This window comes from Streptomyces sp. NPDC059695, from assembly GCF_042733785.1.
Lineage (GTDB): Bacteria > Actinomycetota > Actinomycetes > Streptomycetales > Streptomycetaceae > Streptomyces.
Map to the genome: position 1 here is coordinate 34,486 of NZ_JBHWFF010000011.1, position 20,904 is coordinate 55,389.

Here is a 20,904-nt window from a genome sequence, read left to right on the forward strand (position 1 = left end):
CGTCAGGGGCGGCCGTCCGGCTCCGAGGATCCGGGGCCGATCCTCAGCTCGAAGTCCCCGTCGTACTTCTCGTGGCCCGCGATCACCGCGAGTTCGACGGCCTCCTCCCCCAACTCGCCCCGGACGATGAGCGGGTCCTTGCGCAGGTCCCGCATGAGCGCCACGCACATCCCGATCATCACGAGCACGAACGGGGCCGCCACCAGGATGGTGAGGTTCTGCAGGCCGGCGAGCGCGTCTCCCTGACCGTCGCCGATGAGCAGCATGATCGCGGCCACGGCGCCGGTCACCACGCCCCAGAAGACGACCACGAGCCGGGTGGGTTCGAAGGCGCCGCGCTGCGAGAGCGTGCCCATCACGATGGAGGCGGCGTCCGCGCCCGAGACGAAGAAGATGCCGACGAGGACCATCACCAGCAGACTCATGGCCCCGGAGACCGGGAACTCCTTGAGCACGCCGAAGAGCTGGCCCTCGGGCGTGGTCTCCGCGGCCAGTTCGCCCTGCTCGCTGAGCTTCATCGCCGTCCCGCCGAAGACGGCGAACCAGACGAGGCTGACGGTGCTCGGGACCAGGATGACCCCGCCGACGAACTGCCGGATGGTCCGGCCGCGGCTGATGCGCGCGATGAACATGCCGACGAAGGGCGTCCAGGAGATCCACCACGCCCAGTAGAAGACGGTCCAGGAGCCCAGCCAGTGGTGGATGTCGTCGCCGCTGGTCGCCTCGGTGCGCCCGGCCAGCTGCGGCAGGTCGCCGAAGTAGGCGGCGAGGGAGGTGGGCAGCAGGTCGAGCACGATGATGGTCGGGCCGGCGACGAAGACGAAGACGGCGAGCACCGCGGCGAGCACCATGTTGATGTTGGAGAGCCACTGGATCCCCTTCTCCACCCCGGAGACGGCCGACAGCACGAAGGCCACGGTGAGGACCGCGATGATGGCGACGAGCAGCCCGGTGCCGGTCTTCTCCATCCAGCCCAGCTCCTCGAATCCGCTGCCGATCTGGAGCGCGCCGAGGCCGAGCGAGGCGGCGGAGCCGAAGAGGGTGGCGAAGATGGCCAGGATGTCGATGACGCGGCCGGGCCCTCCGTACGCCCGCTTCTCGCCCATCAGCGGGACGAACACGGCGCTGATGGTCTGCCGGCGGCGGCACCGGAACGTCGAGTACGCGATGGCGAGCCCGACGACGGCGTAGATCGCCCATGGGTGGAGCGTCCAGTGGAAGAGCGTGGTGGCCATGGCGGTCTGCATCCGCTCGGCCGAGTCGGCGGGACGGGTGCCGGGCGGCGGGGTGCCGTAGTGGGCGAGCGGCTCGCTCACGCCGTAGAACATCAGGCCGATGCCCATGCCGGCGCTGAACATCATGGCGATCCACGACACCGTACGGAACTCGGGGCCCTCGCTCTCCTGGCCGAGGGTGATCCGGCCGTAACGGCTGACGGCCAGCCACAGCGCGAAGACGACGAAGCCGGAGGCGGCCAGCATGAACGCCCAGCCGCCGTCGCGGATCAGCCCGTCGAGGAGCGTGCTGGAGGCGTCCTCCAGGCTGTCGGTGGCCGTGGCTCCCCAGACGACGAAGGCCACGGTGAGGACGGCCGTCACACCGAACACGATCCGGTCGGTGCGGGCACGGTCATGGTGCTCCGGCGGGCCGGGCAGATCGGCCGTCACCGGCAGCGCTTCCCGGCCGGCCCGTTCGGGACCCGCTCGACGGCCTTCCGGCCCTTGATCTTCCTGCGACACCGGCGGAACCTTTCGGAGCATTACGGGACAGACGACGCGATCTCTCCGTAAGGCAGTACCACAGGTGCGGCCGAACTCCGCGGAACGACGGCCGTGCGCGCCCCGCCGGGACCGCGCGCACGCCCCGGGCCCGGCCGGTGCCCGTCCGGCTCAGAACACGGCGGATCCGGCGAAGAGTTCCTTCACCCAGTGGGCACTGGCCTCCGCGCAGCCCGTGGTCGGCGTCCCCGGGAAGAGACGGAACCAGGAGACCGCCCGGCCGAGCGCGGCGAGCCGGGTGGCGAGCTCCGCCGCGCGGCGCAACTCGGGGAGGGAGGGCCCCAGGTCGCTCCAGGGTTCCAGATAGGCCTCGCGCAGCGGGTGCACGTGCTCGGGACCGTGACGCTCCCGGACGGCCTGGGCGGGGACCAGCAGGCTCGCGAAGGGGTGGGCGACGTTGGCGTCGCCCCAGTCGAAGAAGGTGAAACGGTCCGCGGCGGGGGCGAGGAGCTGCGCGTCGTGCAGGTCGCAGTGGTCGAGCGAGTCCGGGATGCCGTACGCGTCGAGCTCGGCGCACCAGTCGAGGAGCCGGGGGCGCTGCTCCCGGAGGGCACGGCGGGCCTCCGGGCCCAGGGTGGCGTTTCCCTCGACGAGGGCGTCGAAGAGGTCCGGCAGCTGGGCGGTCCGGCCGCCGGGCACGCCGAGATCGGCCATCCGGTCCGTGTACGGGGTCAGGGCCCGCTGCATCCGCGCGTACTGTCCGAGCGCCCGCGCCCAGGAATCCGGCCCGGCACCTCCGCTGTCGAGGACGTGCCGGAAGAGGGGCCCACCGTCGGGGAGCAGCGACCAGCCGCGCTCCCCGTCGACCGCGAGCGGCGTCACGACGTGCTCGGGCACCCAGGCGGCGAGCGCGTCCCCGAGGGCGGCCTCGAAGGCGGCGCCGGGCGCGCTCGCCTTGAACCAGACGGCGTCGCGCGCTCCGCCGCCGATCCGGAAGCGGATCAGGACCGACCAGGGCCGGACCCTCACCTCACGGGGTCCGGTCTCCTCCAGACCGTGGCGGGCCAGCCCCCGCTCGGACCAGCCGAGGGCGGCCGCCCGCCAGTCCTCCTCCTCCCAGGGAGTGACCGCGTCCGTGAACCGCCCGCGGTCGACCGTCGTCGTGCATCGTGCGTGTGCCATCGGGCGATTGCACCACCGGGGCGGGCCGGACGCACGCGAATATCGACAGGGCCGAGGAGAGAAGCGGAACGACGTCGAGAATATTCGTATACCAAAATACCTCCCCAGCAAACCCTCTCCCGGAAGCGCACGTGCAGGCAGTTGCACCATCGGGATCTCCACCCTTGTCCACCCCTCGCCACTTGGTATACAAAATGCGGAGTCACCGGCCCACTCCCCCAAGGAGCTCCCATGTGCCTCGAAGCCATCCCGCCGCCCCCGCCCTCGGTGACCCGTCGCGGCGTCCTCGCCGGGGCCGCCGCGCTCGCCGGCACCGTGGCCGTGTCCGGCACGGCGGCCGCGGCCTCCTCCTCGACGGACCCGGCAGCGGGCGGCGCGACGCCGGCCGGAGGCGACCTCGTGATCCGGGGCGGCACCCTCCTCGACCCGGCCACCGGCGAGGTCACCGAGAACGCCGTCGTCGTGATCAGGGGCGGAACCGTGCGCGCGGCGGGCCGCGAGGGCACCGTCGCCGTGCCGCCGGGCACCGAGGTCCTCGACGCCCACGGCCAGTGGGTCCTGCCCGGGCTCGTGGACGCGCACATCCACCTCAGCACCGCCGCCGAGGCCCGCGACGCCCTGCACCGGGGCGCGACCAGCGCCCGCAGCGGATCGACCACCTTCTACCAGGACATCGCGGTCCGCGAACTCGCCCGGCACAGCCCGGCACTCGCCCCCCGCCTCACCGCCGCGGGCGCCTTCGTCACCCCGGACCTCGGCGACACCGTCCTCGCCGACCCCGACCTCACCCCGCTCGCGCGCCTGAAGGACGGCGTGCGCTCGGCCGAGGCGCTGCGCCGCGTCGTCGAGGTGAACCTCGCCCGCGGCGCGGACGTCATCAAGACCCGCGTCAACGAACGCGCGGGGCTGCCGGAGCAGGACCCGCTGGCCCAGGTGTACGCGTACGAGCAGCTCGCCGAGGTCGTCGCCGCGGCGCGGCGGCGCGGCAGGGGCGTCCTCTGCCACAGCTACAGCGAGCAGGGCTGCCACGACGCGGTCACCGCCGGGATCCGCTCCCTGGAGCACGGCGTGTTCGTCGGCGAACGGACCCTGCGCGAGATGCGGCGCCGGGGCACGTACTTCACGCCCACCCTCACCGCCATCGCCGGCCTGGCCGACTCCACGCATCCGGTCCTCGCCGAACGCGGGCGCGCGTACCTGCCCGTCCTGAAGCGGGCCGTCCTCGCCGCGCACGAGCTCGGCGTCCCCCTCGCCGCGGGCACCGACTCGTCCGGCGGCACCGTGCGCCCCATCGGCCGCGAGGTCGAACTCATGCGGGAGGCGGGCCTTTCGGCGCTCGACGCCCTCCGCACGGCCACCACCGGCGCGGCCCGCCTCCTCGGCACGGAACGCACGGTGGGCCGCCTGGCCCGGGGCTACGCGGGCGACGCGATCCTCGTGCCCGGTGACCCGCTGTCCGACGTGACGGTCCTGAAGCAGCCGACGCGGGTGGTACGGGCGGGCGTACCGGTCTGACCCCCGCCGCGCGACACGTGCGCGCCTCCCGCCCGCGCCCCATGTGGGCGCCTTCGCCCGCTGCCCGTGTGGGCAATCGTCCCGCTTGGGGGTCCCCCCTGGACGAAGTCCTTGGGGGAGGGACGGGGGGGCACACGGGACGGCGCCCGCGCCGGGGCGCGGCCCCCGCCCCCGCCCCCCCCCGGGGGCGCCGGGCGCGGCCCCCCCCCCCCCACTACAGCCTCCCGCGCCGGCAAGGGCGCCGTTCCGTTGTGCCCACCCGTTCCGCCCCTTGCGGAACGCCTGCCCACAACTCCCCCAAGGAGCCCCCGTGCACTCGTCCCTCTCCCGTCGTACCGTGCTCGCCGGAGCCGGTGCCGCCGCCCTCGCCGGAGCGACGGCAACCGCAACCCCCGCCACCGCGGCCGAACGGGGCCACCGTTCGAAGACCGTCGTGTTCCGCAACGTCCGTCCGTACGGCGCGGCGAGGGCCACGGACCTCGTCGTCGTCGACGGCCGGATCTCCGACGGCCCGGCCCCGCACGGCGCGAAGGCCGTCGACGGCGGCGGCCGCATCGCCCTCCCGTCCCTCGTCGACGCGCACATCCACCCCGACAAGACCACCTGGGGCGGATCCTGGGTGAGCCGGCGCCCCGCCTCCGCCATCGCCGACTACGTCGCGCAGGACGTGGAGCTGTTCCGCGCCCAGCGGCGGCCCGTCGCCGAGCGGGCGTACGGCCTGATGAGCCACGCCGTGGCCCGCGGCACCCGCGGCATGCGCGCCCACGCCGACGTGGCCCCGGCGTACGGCCTGGCCGGCGTCGAGGGCCTGGCGGAGGCACGTGAGCGCCTGCGGCACGCCCTCGACGTCCAGATCGTGGCGTTCCCGCAGCACGGCGTCATCCGTACCCCCGGCACGGCCGCCCTCCTGGAGAGGGCGGCCCGCCAGGGCCTCATCGACATGATCGGCGGCATCGACCCGATCGGCTTCGACGGGGCCCTCGACGAGCAGCTCGACGTCGTCTTCGGCATCGCGGACCGGCACGGCGTCGGCGTGGACATCCACCTCCACGACCGCGGCGAGAAGGGCATGCGGGCGATGCGCGGGATCGTCGAGCGCACCCGCGCGCTCTCGCTCGCCGGCAAGGTGACCGTCAGCCATGTCTTCTGCCTGCCGGGACTGACGGACCGCGAACTCGGATCCGTCGCGACCGACTTGGGCGAGCAGGACATCGCGCTCACCACCGTCGCCCCGTCGGACTCCCTGGTGCTTCCGATCGCCCGGCTGCGCGAGCACGGCGTTCGGGTCGGTCTCGGCTCCGACGGTGTGCGCGACTCCTGGAGCCCGTTCGGGGACGCCGACATGATGCACCGCGCGCACATCCTGGGATGGGTCACGGACGTGCGTCTCGACGACGAACTGAACGAGTGCTACCGGGTCGCGACCCACGGCGGCGCGGACGTCATGGGCATCCCGCACGCCGACTTCCGGGCCGGCGCACCGGCCGACTTCGTCCTGGTGCGGGGCGAGTGCCTGCCGCAGGTCGTCGTCGACATGCCGCGCCGTGACATGGTCGTCCACGGCGGCGTGGTCGTGGCCCGGGACGGGGAGTTCCTCGCCTGACGCGGCCGCGGGACCGCGAGCACCGCGTGTGCCTCCGACCCGGCGTCGTCGGAGGCACACGCGTCAGACGGGCCGGACTACAGGTACGGCCGTGTGATCAGCTCGATCGCGTGGCCGGACGGGTCCTTGAAGTAGACGCCGCGGCCGCCGTGTTCGGTGTTGGTCTCACCGGGGCGCCGCATCTGCGGATCGGCCCAGTGCTCGACGCCTCCGTCGCACAGGCGCCGGTAGGCCCGGTCGAAGAGCTCGTCGTCGACCAGAAAGGCGTAGTGCTGCATCTGGATGTCCACCGGGGGCTCGGCGAACTGGAGCAGGACGCCGTCGGTGAGCTGGATGTTGAGGAAGGGACCCCAGGACGGCGCCTCGGGGATCTCCAGCAACTCGCGGAAGAAGCGCGCGGACTCGTCGCGGTCCTTCGAGGCGATGATGGTGTGGTTGAACGTGACTGCCATGTGGATGACCTCGCTGTCGATTCGGCACGGGTGAGGGACGCACAGTGCTTGCGCACTGGGGAGGTCCGCGTGCCGAACCGTCGGGGTGCCTGTCGCGCACCCGTCGGGCGATCAGTCGTCCACCGGATGGCCCGTCTGTGTGTGGCGTGTCGCCGGTCCGGTGTTCATGAGCGTCGACGCTACTTGATCAGCCGTGCCCCGGCAAGGTCCGTCCCGTGCCCCCGGGGACCGGGGTCACGGGATCGACAGGGCACGAGCGCGGGCGGTTCAGCCGTTCGGGAGGATGACCGCCCGGCCGTTGATCCGTCCCTCGTGCAGCCGTTCGTACGCCTCGGGTGCCTCGTCCAGACCGTAGGTCTCGACGTGGACGTCGACGGCTCCGGTGCGGGCGAGGTCGAGCACCTCGATCAGCTCGGCGCGGGTGCCCCAGTACGGGGAGGCGACGGAGACCTCGTACGGCAGGGCGCCGAAGCCCACGGGCAGGGTGCCGCCGCCGAGACCGACGATGGTGACGTCGCCCTCCACCGCGGCCATCGCTCCGGCGGCCGTCACGGTGGGCTGCGCGCCCACGAAGTCGAGCACGACCTCGGCGCCGCGGCCGCCGGTCAGTTCGCGGACGGTGGCGGCCGCCGCGGCGTCGGACAGGACCGTGTCGTGGGCGCCGACGGTCCGCGCGAGGGCGAGCTTCTCCTCGGTGACGTCCAGGGCGACGACCCGGGCCGCGGTCATGGCACGCAGCAGCTGGATGGCGACGTGGCCGAGCCCGCCCGTGCCGATGACGACGGCGGTGCTGCCGGGGACGAGCTTCGGCAGGGAGCGCTTGACGGCGTGGTACGGGGTGAGGCCGGCGTCCGTGAGCGGTACGGCCCGTACGGGGTCGAGACCGCCCAGCGGCACCAGGTGGCGCGGACTGTCGACGATCATGTACTCGGCGATGGCTCCGGGCGCGCCGAGTCCGGGCGGCCTGATGCCGAGCTCGGCGGCGCGCAGGCAGTAGTTCTCCTTGCCCTGGGCGCACATGGAGCAGGCGCCGCAGCCCCAGGGGCCGTACACGGCGACGGCGTCCCCGACGGCGAACCCCTCGGCGCCGGGGCCGAGCGCGGCGACGGTGCCGACGCCCTCGTGACCGAGGGTCAGGGGCAGCGGGAACGGCAGCTGTTCGGCGGTCCAGGACATGACGGCGATGTCGGAGTGGCAGACACCGGCGGCGGTGACCTCCAGGAGCACCTGCCCCGGGCCGGGTTCGGGGTCGGGGACGGTGACGACCTCGGGAGGGGCGCCCACGGCGCGGTACTGGAGTGCCTTCATGACGTTGGTCCTTTCCGGTGGTTCAGCGGGCGGCGGGGGCGCCGTCGGCGAGGTGGCGGGCGGTGGTGCCGGGCGCGGCGGGACGCGCCCCGGGCACGGCGTGCGCGGGCGGTCGCGCGGGAGCGTCCGCCGGGGTCGGGGGCGGTTCCGCGGCGAGCAGGGCGAAGGCCTCCTCCACCAGGGCGGGGAACGCCTCCCGGGCGTCGGGGAGCGTCCAGGCGCGGGCGGCGGCCATCAGCGCCGCCGCACCGCTCCCCACGGCGACGGCCGGGCGCAGGTCGCGCCGCGGGTCGGTCCCGAGCCGCCGGGCGACCAGCTGCACGGAGGCGGCCTCGCCCTCCAGGAGGACGCGCCGCAGCACGGCGCGCAGGGGTGCCTCGTGCTCGGCGAGGCGGAGCAGCTCCCGGACTCCGTCGCGCCGGTGCCAGGCGGGCGCGGCCGGGTCGGCGAGCCAGCTCCGCAGGGCCGCACGGTAGGCGGTGAGCGGGGTCTCGGTCTCCGGGCGGGCGGCGAGCGCCTCGTTGATCCGGGCGCAGTCGGCGCGGATGCCGTCGACGACGGCTTCCTCCTTGGAGGAGAAGTACCGGCTGAAGGTGCGGCGGGAGACGCCGACCGTGCCGGTGATGTCCTCGACGGAGACCGCGGCCGGTCCGCGTTCCAGCACGAGCCGCAGTGCGGCCTCGCCGAGCGCCGCTCGGGTCCGTGTGCCCCTGGGGCCGCGGCGCGGGTCCCGCCGTTGTCGTTCCGTACCCATACATGCACCGTACACCTATTGGTGTCCCAGTGGGACATTTATGACGAGTTCTCGCCAAGTGCCCATTCGTCCGCACCGCTCGGTGCAAAGTGGGACGGATCTCCCGCGGACCGGCGGTGGTCCGCGTGAAAGGAGTGGTGCCGTGCTCTTCGACTTCTTCGACCGGTTCCGCCGGAGCGGCAACGGGCCCGGCGGGCGCGGTCCCGCGTCCACCCCCCCGAACCTGGTCCTCGACGCCGACTTCTCCTCCACCCGGCAGTGGGTCGCGGGCCACTCGTGGGCCTATCCCGACGGCGGACCGACGAATCGGGGCGACAACAAGCTCGACTACCTGGTGGCGGACCCCGCCTACAGCCGGACGGGGACCTTCCGCGCCACCCGCAGGACCGACGGCCTCTGGAACGCCGGACTGCTCACGACGGAGGGCAGCGACGAGGGGTTCCTGGTGCGGACGGGCGACGTCCTGGAGGCCCGGGTGCGTCTGCCCGTGCAGACGGGCGCGTGGCCGGCGATCTGGACCTGGCTCGACGGGGGCCAGGAGATCGACGTCTTCGAGTACCACCCCGACAACCCGGACCTCCTGGAGCTGTCGAACCGGGTGCGGGGCCGGTACCTCTACTACCGCGACCCGGCGATCCGGCCGGGGGCGTGGGTGGACCTCCGGGTCGAGTTCGGCGCGCGCTCCGTGGTGTGGTGGGTGAACGGCGCCCGCGTCTTCGACGACCGCCGCGGAGTGGGGCGCTCCTGGCGCGCGCACCTCATCGTGAACCTGTCGGTGTGCGCGGGCCGATACCACCCGGCCCCCGCCCCGGACGCCAAGGAGATGTCGTACGAGGTGACGGAGTTGCGCGTCTACCGCGCCTGACCGGGACCGCGCCTCCCCGCCCTCCCCCGCGTCAGCCGTCCGCGAGCAGGCCGCGCAGGGCGGCGGCGAGGCGCTCGTACTCCTCGGCCCGGTTGTAGATCTGACCGGAGATCCGGATGCCGCCGCCTTCGGGCCAGGCCCAGACCGCCACCCGGAAGCCGAGGCGGGCGGCGATCTCCTCCCGCAGCGCGGCGGCCTCCTGCTGCGTGCGGGCGACGCCCCGGGGCAGGCGCAGCGCACGCATGGCCAGGCCCTCGGCGTGCGGAAGCGGCGTCAGACCGGGGATGCCGGCCAGCGACTCGGCCCCGTGGCGTACGAGGTCGGCGTTGTGGGCGCGGACGCGGGCGGCGTCGAGCCCGGCGAGCAGGTCGAGGCCCTCGGGGGCGGCGAGCCAGGCGGTGTAGTCGGCGGTGGCCCGGTACTCGACCGCGCGCGGGAAGCCCCGGTCGTCCTCCCAGGACGGCACGGGCGCGGACACCCGGGCCCGGTGCCCGGACGCCACCGCCAGGACGGCGCTGCCCGGCGGGGCGTAGGCCCACTTGTGCAGGTTGCCGAACCAGAAGTCGGGGCTCCCGGCGAGCGGTGCGGCGAGCATGCCGGGGGCGTGGGCGCCGTCCACGACGGTGGTCACGCCGCGCTCGCGGAGTGCGCCGAGCAGCCGGGGGCCCGCGACGATCCGGGCGGTGGGTGAGCTGATGTGGTCGAGGAGCGCCACCCTGGTCCGGGGCGTCAGCGCGGCGAGCACCGCCTCGCACACCGCGTCCTCGTCCGGCAGGGCGGGGTCGAGGGCGACGGTGACCGTCCGGGCGCGGCGGGCCGCCGCCGCGACGACCGTGCCGTAGCCGTGGTCGGTGACCAGGATCTCGTCGCCCGCGTCCAGGCGCAGGGCGTCGAGGGCGAGTCCCGCGGCCTCGGTGGCGTTCGTGACGAAGGCGATGCCCTCGGGGTCGGCGCCCAGGTGGGCGGCGACCCGGCCGCGGGCCTCGGCGACGCGGTCGGGAACGGCGAGGAAGAAGGCGTCGGGGTCGGCCGCCGCCTCGGCCATGAGGTCGCACCGGGCCCGGGAGACCGGGACCGGCACGGCACCGAAGGAGCCGTGGTTGAGGTGCGCGACGCCGGGCGCGAGCCGGAACAGCCCGGCACCGCCGGGAAAGACGGCGGGCGCGCTCATCGGACCTCGACGGTGACGGTGCGGCCGGGGGCGAGGCGCGTGCGGAGGAGGGTGTGGGTCACGCCGTCGATGATCTCGGTTCGGGCCGGGCGGCGCACCCCCGTCGACGGCGACGGCCGTGTGGGCGCCGGAGAAGTCCGTCTCCCGGGCGTGGGCGCCGGTGCCGGTCGCACGGGTGAGGGTCGGGCGGACCACGCCCGCGCCCGGAGCCGGTGCCGCTGCGCGTGGAGTCCGGGAGACCGACGGCCGCCGGGTGCCCCCATGTCCGCCGTCCCGGCGGCCCCATGACGATGCGACGGGCCCGGCCGCCCGCTCGGCGGCCCGGGTGTTGCGTAGGCTCGAACGGAGCGTTCCGCGCGGACCCGCACGACGCCGTCCCTACGCCGAGGAGGACCCTGTGAGCACCGCCGGAGAAGGACGGCAGCAGCTGGACGAGGCCAGCGTCCTCAACGCGAAGAGGACCCTCCTCCAACTGCTCGCCCGGGCGGGGGTCTGGTCCGGCGACGCGGAGGAGCTGATCGGCTTCGTCGAGGCGGGCGCGCTGGCCCTCGCGTACGAGGAGGTCGGCACGGCCGGGCGGAGCGCGCCCGAGGGGAAGGGCGAACCGTACGCCTCCGGCTGGCTCGACGGGGCCCGGTCGGTCACCGACGCGCTGGGCGCGGTCTCCGAGCGGGCGCTGCGGCGCGCCGTGGCGGCGGATCCCTCGGCCGCCTCGCCCGACGACCGGCCTCCCGTCGGGCGGACGGAGCTGGAGCGCACCCACGTCGCGGTCACCCCGCTCTACCTCTCCTTCACCGACGCCTCCGACCTCGACCCCGAGGTCACCGAGCAGGTGCTGCGGGCCCTGCTCCGCACGATGAGCTCGCGCCAGCGGGCGGGGTACGCGGGCAGGCTCGCCGCGTTCACGTCGGAGCACCGGACGCGTCTGGAGCGGCTGTACGCCGAGTACGGGCCCGGCAGCGCGATCGCCATCCACGGCCGGTACTCCCTCATCCACTCCCCCACGAGCGTCGCCGTGCTGGAACGGCTCGCCACCGCGCCGGGCGATCTGCACGAGGAGTGGGACTCGGCGGAGCTCCCTCCGGCATGGCTGGACGGACTGACGACGGCGTGGGAGGCCTCGGGCTGACGTCCGCTCACGAGCAGGAGCGGCGTCAGGGCCCTGGCGCTCCGGGCCACAAGGAAATAGGTTAGGCTCACCTAACAAGCGCCTCGCGATGGCCGCTGCCTCGACATCCCCATGTCTGGAGAAGCGGCCGGCGGGGCGTCAGCACACCTCTGCCCGGAGACAAGGATCCGCCATGCCTGCACTGTTCACCCCCCTTCGCCGCCGCGTCCTCGTGGCGGGTGCCGCCGCGGTCTCGCTCGGCCTCATGGTGACCGGGTGCGGCTCGGACGACAAAAAGGACGACGCGAAGGACTCGGCGGCCAAGGCTCCGGCGGGGGCGTTCCCCGTCACCATCAAGAGCGCCCTCGGTGACGCCGTCATCAAGGAGAAGCCGAAGCGCGTCGTCACCCTCGGCCAGGGCTCCGCCGAGACCGCCATCGCCCTCGGCAACGTCCCCGTCGGCATCGAGAGCTACGCCTGGGGCAGCGACAAGACCGGCTACCTGCCCTGGATCCACGACGCCGTGAAGAAGTCCGGCGCCACGCTGCCCAAGCAGTTCGACGGCGGCGAGGAGCTCGACATCGAGGCGATCACCGAGCTCGAGCCCGACGTCATCCTCGCCCCCTGGTCGGGCATCACGCAGAAGCAGTACGACCTCCTGAAGGAGATCGCGCCGACCGTCGCCTACCCCGAGAAGGCGTGGAGCACCGACTGGGACCAGCAGATCGAGATCGTCGCCAAGGCGCTCGGCCAGCCGGAGAAGGCCAAGGAGCTCACCTCCAAGATCGACAAGCAGCTCGCCGACGCCGCCGCCTCGCGTCCGAACTACAAGAACGTCACGTTCTCGTACATCTACAACACCGGCCCCGGCACCCTCGGCGTCTTCAAGCCCGAGGAGCAGCGCGTCGCGATGGTCTCCAAGCTGGGCCTCAAGGTCGACCCGGTCGTGAACACCTTCAAGGAGACCGAGGGCACCGACTCCGCCCTCATCGGCCTGGAGAACGCCAACAAGCTCTCCAAGAGCGACATCGCCTTCACCTTCTACATGGACGACAAGTCCCGCAAGGAGATCGAGGCGCAGCCGCTGTACGCGGCCATCCCCGCGGTCAAGAAGGGCGCGCTCGTCTACAGCAACGACCAGCCCTTCGTGACGGCCTCGTCGATGATCAACCCGCTGACGGTGCCGTACAGCATCGAGCGGTACCTCCCCATGATCGACAAGGCCGTCGCCAAGGCCGGGAAGTAGCAGCGGGTCCCCAGCGTGACCACTCTCTCCCGGATCGGCCAGGGCCCCGCCGGCGTACGGCGGGGCCCTGGCCGGCACATCGCGGCCGCCGCCCTGTGCCTGGTCCTGCTCGCCCTCGCGGTCCTCGCCAGTGTCATGTTCGGCAGCAAGCCGACGTCGGCGGGCGACGTCCTCAAGGTCGTCACCGGCGGCGGCGACGACTATCTGCGGACCGTCGTCGAGAGCCGTTATCCGCGCACCGCCCTCGGGCTGCTCGCGGGCCTCTGCCTCGGGGTCGCCGGCACCCTGATGCAGGGCATCACCCGCAATCCGCTCGCCGAGCCGGGACTTCTCGGCATCAACGCCGGCGCGTCCGCCGCGATCGTCGCCGCGACCGCGTTCCTCGGCGCCTCCGGACAGCGCGAGAACATCTGGTGGGCCCTCGCCGGAGCCCTGGCGACCGGTGTGATCGTCCACCTCATCGGCACGGCCGCCGGCGGCGGCGGACCGGTCCGCCTGGTGCTCGCGGGCGCGGTGCTCTCCGCCGTCCTCGCCGCGTTCATCCAGGCCGTCGCGCTGTCCCGTCCGCAGGTCTTCGACACGTACCGCTACTGGGTGGTGGGCGCGCTCGGCGGGCGCGGCTTCGACGCCTTCTGGGCCGTCCTGCCGTTCGCCGCCGTCGGCTTCGTCCTCGCCGTACTCCTCGCGCCGGGGCTCAACGCCATGGCCATGGGCGACGACAAGGCCGCTTCCCTCGGCATCAGCCCCGCCCGCGTCAAGGGCGCCGGTCTCCTCGCCGCGACGCTGCTGAGCGCCGCCGCGACGGCCGCCGTCGGCCCCATCGCCTTCGTCGGGCTCGCCGTCCCGCACCTCGTCCGGGCCCTGGTGGGCGCCGACTTCCGCCTGCAGATCCTCTTCACCTCGCTCGCCGGGCCCACGCTGCTGCTGTTCGCCGACGTCGTCGGCCGCGTGCTGCTCCGCCCGCAGGAGCTCATGGTCGGTGTCGTCACCGCCTTCGTCGGCGCGCCCGCGCTGCTCTTCGCCGTCCGTCGTATGAGGGGAGCGGCATGAAGACCGCCGAGCGGATCGACACGTCGGCCGCAACCGCGTCCCCGGCTCCCGTCCGGCCCAAGGGCCGGACCCTCGTGCGGATCGGCCCGTGGGTCGCCGTCCCCGTGCGGCGCCCCACCCTGGTCGCCGCCGCGGTGACCCTGGTGCTGCTCCTCGGGGCGGCCGTGGCGACCCTCTCCCTGGGCCGGCTCGGCATCGACCTGCCCGACCTTCCGTCGGCGCTCATGGGCGAGGCCACCGGCAAGAACGCCTTCGTGCTGAACCGGCTGCGCGGGCCGCGGCTCGTCGTCGCGATCGGCGCCGGCGCGGCCTTCGGCCTGTCCGGCGCCCTGTTCCAGTCGGTCACCCGCAACCCGCTCGGCAGCCCCGACGTGATCGGGCTCGGGGCGGGCTCCGGGGCGGGCGCGGCGGCGGCCGCGCTGTTCTTCCCGGACGTCGTGCCGGTGCCCGTCGGCGCGCTGCTCGGCGCCGTCCTCGCGATGGCGGTCGTCTACTTCTCGACGGGCACCGGGTTCCGCAATCCGGCACGGCTCGTCGTGGCCGGCATCGGCGTGTCCGCGATGGCGACGGCCCTCACCCAGTACGTGGTGTACGCCGTCGAGCGGGACAAGGCCAGCGCGCTGACCGCCTACATCAACGGCAGCCTCGCCGCCCGCTCCTGGGACGACGCGACCACGATCGGGCTCGTACTGCTCGTCTGCCTCCCGCTCGCGGCGCTCCTCGCGCGGCCCCTGAGCATCGGTGAGATGGGCGACGACCTGTCGACCGGTCTGGGCGCCCGCCCGGCCCGTACGGCGACCGCGGCGGTCACGCTGTCGATCGTGTTGTCCGCAGGCGCCGTCAGCGTCGCGGGGCCGATCGCCTTCGTCTCCCTGACGGCGCCGCAGATCGCCAAACGGGTCACCCGCGGCGGCGGACCGCACCTGGTCATGTCGACGCTGCTGGGTGCCCTGCTCCTGGTCCTCGCCGACCTGACGGCCCAGCAGCTGCCGCTCTTCGACAACCTGCCGGTCGGCCTGTACACGATGGCCGTCGGCGGGGCGTACCTCGGCTACCTGCTGCTGCGGGAGTGGAAGCGTCCGGCCGCCTGATCCGTGGGGCGACGCGTAGGGGGGACCGCTGTGCGGTCCCCCCTACGGCTGTCCGAGCGGCTCCCCCGCGCGCAGGTTCCAGCGGCCCGCGCGGCCGGTGAGGTGGACGGCGGTCAGGGGACGGACGTCCAGACGCCAGGCCATGGCGTCCGGCGCCGCGAGGGCGTGGACCGTCGCGGCGCGGATGACGTCCGGTTCGGCGACCGCGGTCACGCGGCCCGCGTCGTCCCCGAGGCCGTCCAGCCAGGCACCGACCCGGACCCTCAGGTCCCGCAGGGACTCCCCTCCGTGCGGGGCCGCCGCGGGGTCCGACAGCCAGGCGGCGACCTCCGCCTCCTCGGCGGCGGCGACGGCCTCCAGGGTGCGTCCCCGCCACCGTCCCATCGCGCATCCCGCGAGCGCCTCCACGGGCTCCGCCGGCAGGCCCAGGGCCCGCGCCGTACGGCGACAGCGCCGGGAGGGCGAGGCGTACGCGTGCGGGGTCGGGCCGACGGAGTGCGCGAGGGCCTCGGCGCGGGCGACGCCCGCCGGGTCCAGGGGGCCGTCGTCGTCGAACCGGATCTCGCGCAGCGCCTCGCTCGTCGCGGGCGAGATCAGCGTCAACCGGACTGTCATCGGGTTCCTTTGCGGCGGGCGGCGGAGGGGCGGGGGCCGGGCGGACCCGCACCGGGGGCGTACGGCAGTGATGCGTGCCTCACGCCCTTGGCGACGGTCCCCGCGCGCGGTACCGTCAGGCGACATTTGAACAGCGTGACGACGGCGAGACGGAAGCCCGGTGAGAATCCGGCACGGTCGCGCCACTGTAAGCCGCGGCGTCCCCGAGCGTGACGTCGCGGTGAGTCAGACCCGTGGACCGTCGTCCTGCACCACCGTCTGGGACGCGAGTTCCCACAGGAGGTTCCATCATGGCCGAGGCCGTCGTGTCCGCTGCCGTTTCCACCCCTTCCGTCGCCGTACCGGCTCCGCTGCCCGTGCGGGCGGTGCTGCCCTGGGCCTTCTTCGTCGGGCTGCTCGCGCTGATCGCGCTGTACTTCGTGGGTGCCGAGCAGGGCGCCACCTCCGTGTTCGCGGGCACCGACGTGCACGAGTGGGTGCACGACGGACGCCACCTGCTCGGCTTCCCCTGCCACTGAGAGGCGAACCGCACCATGCACGCCTCAACTGTCAGATCCCTGCTGGTCCGCGGCATGCTCGCGGGCCTGATCGCCGGACTGTTCGCCTTCGCCGTGGCCTACGCGGTGGGTGAGCCGCCCGTGAACGGCGCGATCGCCGTCGAGGAGGCCACGGCCGCCGAGGAGGCCCCGGCCGCCCACGGGGCGCACGCCGGGCACGGTGGCGGCGCGGCCGCCGCCGAGCCCGCCGAGGAGGAGGGGATCAGCCGCTCCGCGCAGTCGACCTTCGGCCTCGCCACCGGCGTCCTCGTGTACGGCGTGGCGCTCGGCGGCATCGCCTCGCTCGCCTTCTCCTTCGTGCTGGGCCGCGTCGGCCGGTTCAGCCCCCGGGCGACTGCGGCGCTGACCGCCGCCGCCGCGTTCACCACCGTCTATCTGGTGCCGTTCCTCAAGTACCCGGCGACCCCTCCGGCCGTCGGCAATCCGGACACCATCGGGCAGCGCACCACCCTGTTCTTCCTGATGATCCTGCTCAGTGTGCTCCTCGGGATCGGCGCCGTGATCGCCGGGCGCCGGCTCGCACCGCGCCTGGGGAACTGGAACGCGACCCTGGCGGCCGGCGCCGGGTTCGTGGCTGTGACGGCGATCGCGTTCGCCGTCCTGCCGGACAACACCGACGCCGTCGCGGCGGGCTTCCCCGCCGCCCTCCTCTGGGAGTTCAGGATCGCCTCGCTGGCGATCCAGGTGGTGCTGTGGGCGGTGTTCGGGATCGTCTTCGGCGTCCTCGCGCAGAAGACCCTCGCCGCCCGCACGGCCGCGTCCGACACCGAGGGCCGGGTCGCGGCCCCCGTCGCCGGCTGACCCGCGGACGTTCCGACGACGGCGCCCCGCCCACCACACGGTGGGCGGGGCGCCGTCGCGTCCGGGACACCGCCAGGGGGTGCCCCGCCCCGGCGCGGTGCTGCGCGGGGGCACGTCACCTCCGGGCGACCGCCGTCGGGTCCGTGCTCAGCCAGTGGCCCGCGGTGGCCCAGCCGGTCAGGCGCCTGGCCCGTCCGCCGTCGGCAACGCCGTCGGCGCCGAACGAGCCCCCTTCCGCCACGAGCCGCAGTCCCGCCAGGGCCGGTGCGAGCCGGGCCGCCACGTGGCAGGGGTGCCGGGCCGCCTCCTGCGGCAGCCACTTCAGCACCCCTGCCGCCGCCTCGTCGTCGCACATCGACAGGTGGAAGAGCATCTGCCGCCAGGCGTACGCCGCGTCCTTGATCGTGGCGAGCGGGCGCGCCTCGTGGTGCACGCGGCCCGTCAGACGGCAGACCGTGGCGAAGCAGCGGCGCGCCGGCTCCGCCCAGCCGGAGGCGGGGGCGACTCCGACGCGGTGGACGAGGGTGGCGAGGTTGTGCGTGGTGAGGATCTGCGCCTGCTCGATCACCGTGCCGTTGGCCGCCACGCCCCGCGAGGCGGGCCTGCCCGCCCGCGCGTGACAGAGCGCGGCGAATCCGGGCGCCGTCCGGGCGCCCGTACTCCTCGACGCGTTCCCCGCGAGGGCGAGGACCTCTCCGTAGTCGATGCCGTAGTACCGCTCGTACAGGGATCCGCCGCCGAGGAGTTCGGCCGCCACTGCCGCGGCCGACTGGAACTTCGGGCTGAAGGTGCCCATGAAGATGTCGGCGGCCAGCTCCTCGACAAGCGGGGCGTCCAGGCCCGCCCGGCCGGCGAGCACCCCCAGTTCCCGCACGAGGGGGTTGGGCAGCAGGGTGCCCGGGAAGCCGTCGACGGCCACCTCGCCGAGCTGCCGCAGCGCCGCGTGCGCGGAGGCCTCGGAGCGCGCGTCCCCGACGCGCCGTGCGGACACGGCGCGGACCCAGGGAAGTTCCCCGGGCCGGACCTGCCGCGCCAGGTCGAGCAGCAGCAGCGAGCGGCGCCTGCGGAACGCCCGGTAGTTCGCGGCCATGAGCGCGCGCAGTGGCCCGTCCTCGTACCCCGCCGCGGTCTCGGCGGCGACGAGCTGGGGGACCAGCTCGGCCATCGCCTCTGCGGACGGGACCACTCCGAGTGCGACGAGCGTGGCGAGGGGCGCGCTGCGCGCTCCCTCGACCACACGGCGGATCGCGGGCGGTACGGCCGTGCCGGCGGGCAGGCCGGTGGCGCGGCGCTCCGTCTCGGTGACCGGGGCGACGAGCGGGGCCACGTCGGCGGCACCGGCGTCCTGCGGGAGGCCGGAGAGGCGTTCGGCCACGAGGTGCGCCAGGGCCTGGTGCGACGGCAGCGCGGCCTGGGCCGCCTGGGTGTCGCGCAGTACGGTGTGGCGCTCCGACCCGGGCAGGCCCCGCTTGCGGACCATGGAGGCGACGGCGTGCCGCAGCAGTCCGGTCCGGCGCGCGTCGAGCGGGCGTCCGGCCGTGGTCTCCTCCAGCGCCCCGCGCAGGATCCCGACGTTGCCCTTGGGGTCGCGGTGTCCCCCGCACCGCGTGTGCTCACGGGCCAGGTCCCGGTACCGGTCGAGGAGCGCGGCACCGCGCGCGTGCCACCCGGCGTCCGGCTCGCGGCCGAACACGCGGTGATCGGGGCCGGCCGTCTCCAGCCAGTGGCGGAGCAGATCGTCCGCGAAGGGCCTCCACACGGCGAGCGCCTCGCGCTGCGCCTCCACGGCGCCGTTGGGGCGGCGGCGTGCCAGCGCCGCGCCCGCTTCCGCGACGGTACGGCGGTGCACGTTGCCGGTGTCCGGTGCCGGGGCCTGCGAGGGCCGCGGGGTGAAGCGGAGTCGTCCCGCGAACGGGCGCAGTTCGTCGACGAGTTCGAGGGCGGCGTCGGCCTCGCCGGCGCGGACCAGCCAGGCCGCCGTGAGCAGCGCGGCCTCCTCGGGGACGGCGATCTCGTAGCGGGCCGTGTCCAGCAGCGCCCACAGCTCCGTGAGCCCTTCCTCGGTGAGGGAGTGGGCGAAGAGCGCGGCCCTGTCCTCCGGCAGTCCCGCTCTCCGCGCGGCCTCGGCCTCGTACGGCAGGAGGGGGCCGCCCGCACTCGGGGCTCCCGTGGCGAAGCCGCCGCGCAGGACCTCGGGCGTCACCCAGGCGGGGAGGCCCTCCACGGGGGTGCGCGAGCCGATGCGGAGGGTGCCGTCGGTCAGTCCGGCGAGCACGCGGCGCCAGCCGCGGACCCGTTCTTCGGCGCGGGCCCGGGTGGCCGGGTCGGCGTCGGTGAGCGCGGTGACGAAGGCCCTGGCGAGGTGGGACTCGGCGTAGGAACCGGATGTCTTCGGCGGCTGCTGGTCAGCGTGGGCGTCCATAAGCCGACGTGGCGGGTTCCGCCCCCGCGCCCTCCGGGTCCCGAGCCCGGCGCTCTGCTGCTGAGCTACACGTCGTGTGGCACGGACGGTAGTCAAGGTGGCGGGTCCGGGGCAACGGGGTTTCGCCGCCGCGGGCATGGGCCCCGTGCGGAGGGGGACGGCTGCGGGATCCGGCCGCTTGGGAGCGCTCTCAGCGCGTGGGGGTTACAGATATCCTGGTCCGCGCAGGACCGCACAGCACCCATCGGACACGCACACCGCAGACCCCGTCCAGCCGACGCAGCCGAGGAGCGCCCGCCTTGCCCGAGCAGACCACGGGGTCCCGCCCCACGCTGGAAGCCGTCGCCGCACGTGCCGGGGTGTCGCGCGCCACGGCCTCGCGGGTCGTCAACGGGGGTGCGGGCGTGCGTGCCCCGCTGGTGGAGAAGGTGCTCAGGGCCGTGGAGGAGTTGGGTTACGTGCCGAACCACGCGGCGCGCACCCTGGTCACCCGGCGCAACGGCGCCGTGGCCGTGATCATCGCGGAGCCCGAGTTCCGGATCTTCTCGGACCCGTTCTTCGAGCAGCAGGTGCGGGGGATCAGCCGTGAGCTGACCGCCCACGACTCCCAGTTGGTGCTCCTGTGGGTGGAGGGGCCGGGGGACCACGAGCGGATCTCGCGCTACCTCGGGGGCGGGCACGTCGACGGCGCCCTGGCGTTCTCGCTGCACAGCGACGACGCGCTGCCGACCGTGATCGAGCGGGCCCGGATCCCGGTGGTCTTCGGCGGGCGGCCCGCCCCCGGCATCGATCCGGAGGTGCCCTTCGTCGACTGCGACAACCGCGGGGGCGCGCGGGAGGCGGTGCGGCACCTGGTGGGGCTCGGACGGCGGACCGTCGCGCACATCTCCGGCCCCGCCGACCAGACGTCCGCGATCGACCGGATCCACGGCTACCGTGACGTGTTCCTGGACGCCGATCCCGCGCTGCTGTGCCGGGGCGACTTCACCGAGGAGAGCGGGGCCCGGGCGATGGCGGAGCTGCTCGGCAGACGGCCGGACGTGGACGGGGTGTTCGTCGCCAACGACCTGATGGCGGCGGGGGCGTTGCGGACGCTGCGGGAGCGCGGGGTGCGGGTGCCGGAGGACGTGGCGGTCGTCGGCTTCGACGACATGGCCTCGGTGGTCGGCAGGACCGTTCCCGCGCTGACGACCGTGCACCAGGACATCGAGGGCATGGGACGGCTGATGGTGAAGCTGCTGATGCGGCTGCTGGACGGGACCGGACCCGGGATGCCGGCGTCCGTGATCACCCCGACCGCACTGGTCCGCCGCGCCTCCGCCTGAGCGCGTACGGAAGGGCGGCGGGTCCGGGTGCGATGCCTGTCTCTTTTACACAACTGAAGCTGCCGACGAAAAATATATCAGTCTCTTATAACAAGACTACGCTCGCGCCCCAAAATATAGT

Annotated in this window: 18 protein-coding genes, 1 tRNA gene and 1 riboswitch; of the genes, 10 read left to right on the forward strand and 9 right to left on the reverse strand. The window is 74.1% G+C overall.

Annotated features, from left to right (window positions below; translation table 11 throughout):
- Positions 1-2: 2 nt before the first annotated feature.
- Together ACFV2S_RS15730 and ACFV2S_RS15735 are read right to left on the reverse strand one after the other, a co-directional pair.
- On the reverse strand, positions 3-1,739 hold the full coding sequence (locus tag ACFV2S_RS15730) for a BCCT family transporter (RefSeq protein ID WP_385558453.1): 1,737 nt from the start codon (positions 1,737-1,739) through the stop codon (positions 3-5).
- Positions 1,740-1,889: 150 nt separating this feature from the next.
- Positions 1,890-2,900: an aminoglycoside phosphotransferase family protein gene (locus ACFV2S_RS15735; protein ID WP_385558455.1), complete on the reverse strand. Its 1,011-nt coding sequence runs from the start codon at positions 2,898-2,900 to the stop codon at positions 1,890-1,892.
- Between the two features lie 231 nt (positions 2,901-3,131).
- Between ACFV2S_RS15735 and ACFV2S_RS15740 the strand changes: the two genes are divergently transcribed.
- Together ACFV2S_RS15740 and ACFV2S_RS15745 are read left to right on the forward strand one after the other, a co-directional pair.
- On the forward strand, positions 3,132-4,415 hold the full coding sequence (locus ACFV2S_RS15740) for an amidohydrolase family protein (RefSeq protein WP_385558458.1): 1,284 nt from the start codon (positions 3,132-3,134) through the stop codon (positions 4,413-4,415).
- A gap of 310 nt (positions 4,416-4,725) precedes the next feature.
- The gene (locus ACFV2S_RS15745; protein ID WP_385558461.1) at positions 4,726-6,018 is read left to right on the forward strand and encodes an amidohydrolase family protein; all 1,293 of its coding nucleotides are present in this window, start codon (positions 4,726-4,728) and stop codon (positions 6,016-6,018) included.
- Between the two features lie 77 nt (positions 6,019-6,095).
- On the opposite strand, the gene ACFV2S_RS15750 is transcribed toward ACFV2S_RS15745, so the two are convergent.
- From ACFV2S_RS15750 to ACFV2S_RS15760, 3 genes are all read right to left on the reverse strand, one after another.
- Positions 6,096-6,470, reverse strand: a complete 375-nt coding sequence (locus tag ACFV2S_RS15750) for a VOC family protein (RefSeq protein WP_385558464.1) — start codon at positions 6,468-6,470, stop codon at positions 6,096-6,098.
- Between the two features lie 267 nt (positions 6,471-6,737).
- The gene (locus tag ACFV2S_RS15755; RefSeq protein WP_385558467.1) at positions 6,738-7,778 is read right to left on the reverse strand and encodes an NAD(P)-dependent alcohol dehydrogenase; all 1,041 of its coding nucleotides are present in this window, start codon (positions 7,776-7,778) and stop codon (positions 6,738-6,740) included.
- 22 nt (positions 7,779-7,800) lie between these two features.
- The gene (locus ACFV2S_RS15760; RefSeq protein WP_385558470.1) at positions 7,801-8,532 is read right to left on the reverse strand and encodes a TetR family transcriptional regulator; all 732 of its coding nucleotides are present in this window, start codon (positions 8,530-8,532) and stop codon (positions 7,801-7,803) included.
- Positions 8,533-8,755: 223 nt separating this feature from the next.
- On the opposite strand from ACFV2S_RS15760, the gene ACFV2S_RS15765 reads away from it, so the two are divergent.
- Positions 8,756-9,397 carry a beta-glucanase gene (locus ACFV2S_RS15765; protein ID WP_383801182.1) on the forward strand — a complete coding sequence of 214 codons (642 nt, stop codon included), beginning with the start codon at positions 8,756-8,758 and terminating at the stop codon, positions 9,395-9,397.
- 31 nt (positions 9,398-9,428) lie between these two features.
- On the opposite strand, the gene ACFV2S_RS15770 is transcribed toward ACFV2S_RS15765, so the two are convergent.
- Positions 9,429-10,568, reverse strand: a complete 1,140-nt coding sequence (locus tag ACFV2S_RS15770; protein WP_385558473.1) for an aminotransferase class V-fold PLP-dependent enzyme — start codon at positions 10,566-10,568, stop codon at positions 9,429-9,431.
- Between the two features lie 397 nt (positions 10,569-10,965).
- Here ACFV2S_RS15770 and ACFV2S_RS15775 point away from each other — a divergent pair, with 397 nt between their 5' ends.
- The 4 genes from ACFV2S_RS15775 (at position 10,966) to ACFV2S_RS15790 (ending at position 15,063) form a co-directional block, all read left to right on the forward strand.
- Complete coding sequence (locus ACFV2S_RS15775) at positions 10,966-11,697, forward strand: hypothetical protein (RefSeq protein ID WP_385558476.1); 732 nt, start codon at positions 10,966-10,968, stop codon at positions 11,695-11,697.
- A gap of 172 nt (positions 11,698-11,869) precedes the next feature.
- Entirely contained in the window at positions 11,870-12,922 is a 1,053-nt protein-coding gene (locus ACFV2S_RS15780) for an iron-siderophore ABC transporter substrate-binding protein (protein ID WP_385558479.1), read from the forward strand.
- Between the two features lie 15 nt (positions 12,923-12,937).
- Complete coding sequence (locus tag ACFV2S_RS15785) at positions 12,938-13,972, forward strand: FecCD family ABC transporter permease (RefSeq protein WP_385558482.1); 1,035 nt, start codon at positions 12,938-12,940, stop codon at positions 13,970-13,972.
- Positions 13,969-15,063: a FecCD family ABC transporter permease gene (locus tag ACFV2S_RS15790; protein WP_385558484.1), complete on the forward strand. Its 1,095-nt coding sequence runs from the start codon at positions 13,969-13,971 to the stop codon at positions 15,061-15,063. The genes ACFV2S_RS15785 and ACFV2S_RS15790 overlap by 4 nt, the downstream gene beginning before the upstream one ends.
- Positions 15,064-15,105: 42 nt before the next feature.
- Here ACFV2S_RS15790 and ACFV2S_RS15795 read toward each other — a convergent pair whose 3' ends face one another.
- A complete protein-coding gene (locus ACFV2S_RS15795) occupies positions 15,106-15,678 on the reverse strand; it encodes a histidine phosphatase family protein (protein WP_385558487.1) in 573 nt (190 codons plus the stop codon).
- Positions 15,679-15,829: 151 nt separating this feature from the next.
- Positions 15,830-15,909, forward strand: a riboswitch (cobalamin riboswitch).
- 59 nt (positions 15,910-15,968) lie between these two features.
- Between ACFV2S_RS15795 and ACFV2S_RS15800 the strand changes: the two genes are divergently transcribed.
- Together ACFV2S_RS15800 and ACFV2S_RS15805 are read left to right on the forward strand one after the other, a co-directional pair.
- Positions 15,969-16,196 carry a CbtB-domain containing protein gene (locus tag ACFV2S_RS15800; RefSeq protein WP_329852665.1) on the forward strand — a complete coding sequence of 76 codons (228 nt, stop codon included), beginning with the start codon at positions 15,969-15,971 and terminating at the stop codon, positions 16,194-16,196.
- Between the two features lie 15 nt (positions 16,197-16,211).
- Positions 16,212-17,036, forward strand: coding sequence for a CbtA family protein (locus ACFV2S_RS15805; RefSeq protein WP_385558489.1), 825 nt, complete (start codon positions 16,212-16,214; stop codon positions 17,034-17,036).
- Between the two features lie 115 nt (positions 17,037-17,151).
- Here ACFV2S_RS15805 and ACFV2S_RS15810 read toward each other — a convergent pair whose 3' ends face one another.
- Positions 17,152-19,458, reverse strand: a complete 2,307-nt coding sequence (locus ACFV2S_RS15810; RefSeq protein ID WP_385558492.1) for a hypothetical protein — start codon at positions 19,456-19,458, stop codon at positions 17,152-17,154.
- A 3-nt stretch (positions 19,459-19,461) separates the two neighbouring features.
- Positions 19,462-19,533 (reverse strand) — tRNA-Pro (locus ACFV2S_RS15815).
- Positions 19,534-19,757: 224 nt separating this feature from the next.
- On the opposite strand from ACFV2S_RS15815, the gene ACFV2S_RS15820 reads away from it, so the two are divergent.
- Positions 19,758-20,783: a LacI family DNA-binding transcriptional regulator gene (locus ACFV2S_RS15820; RefSeq protein ID WP_385558495.1), complete on the forward strand. Its 1,026-nt coding sequence runs from the start codon at positions 19,758-19,760 to the stop codon at positions 20,781-20,783.
- The last annotated feature ends 121 nt before the right edge of the window (positions 20,784-20,904 follow it).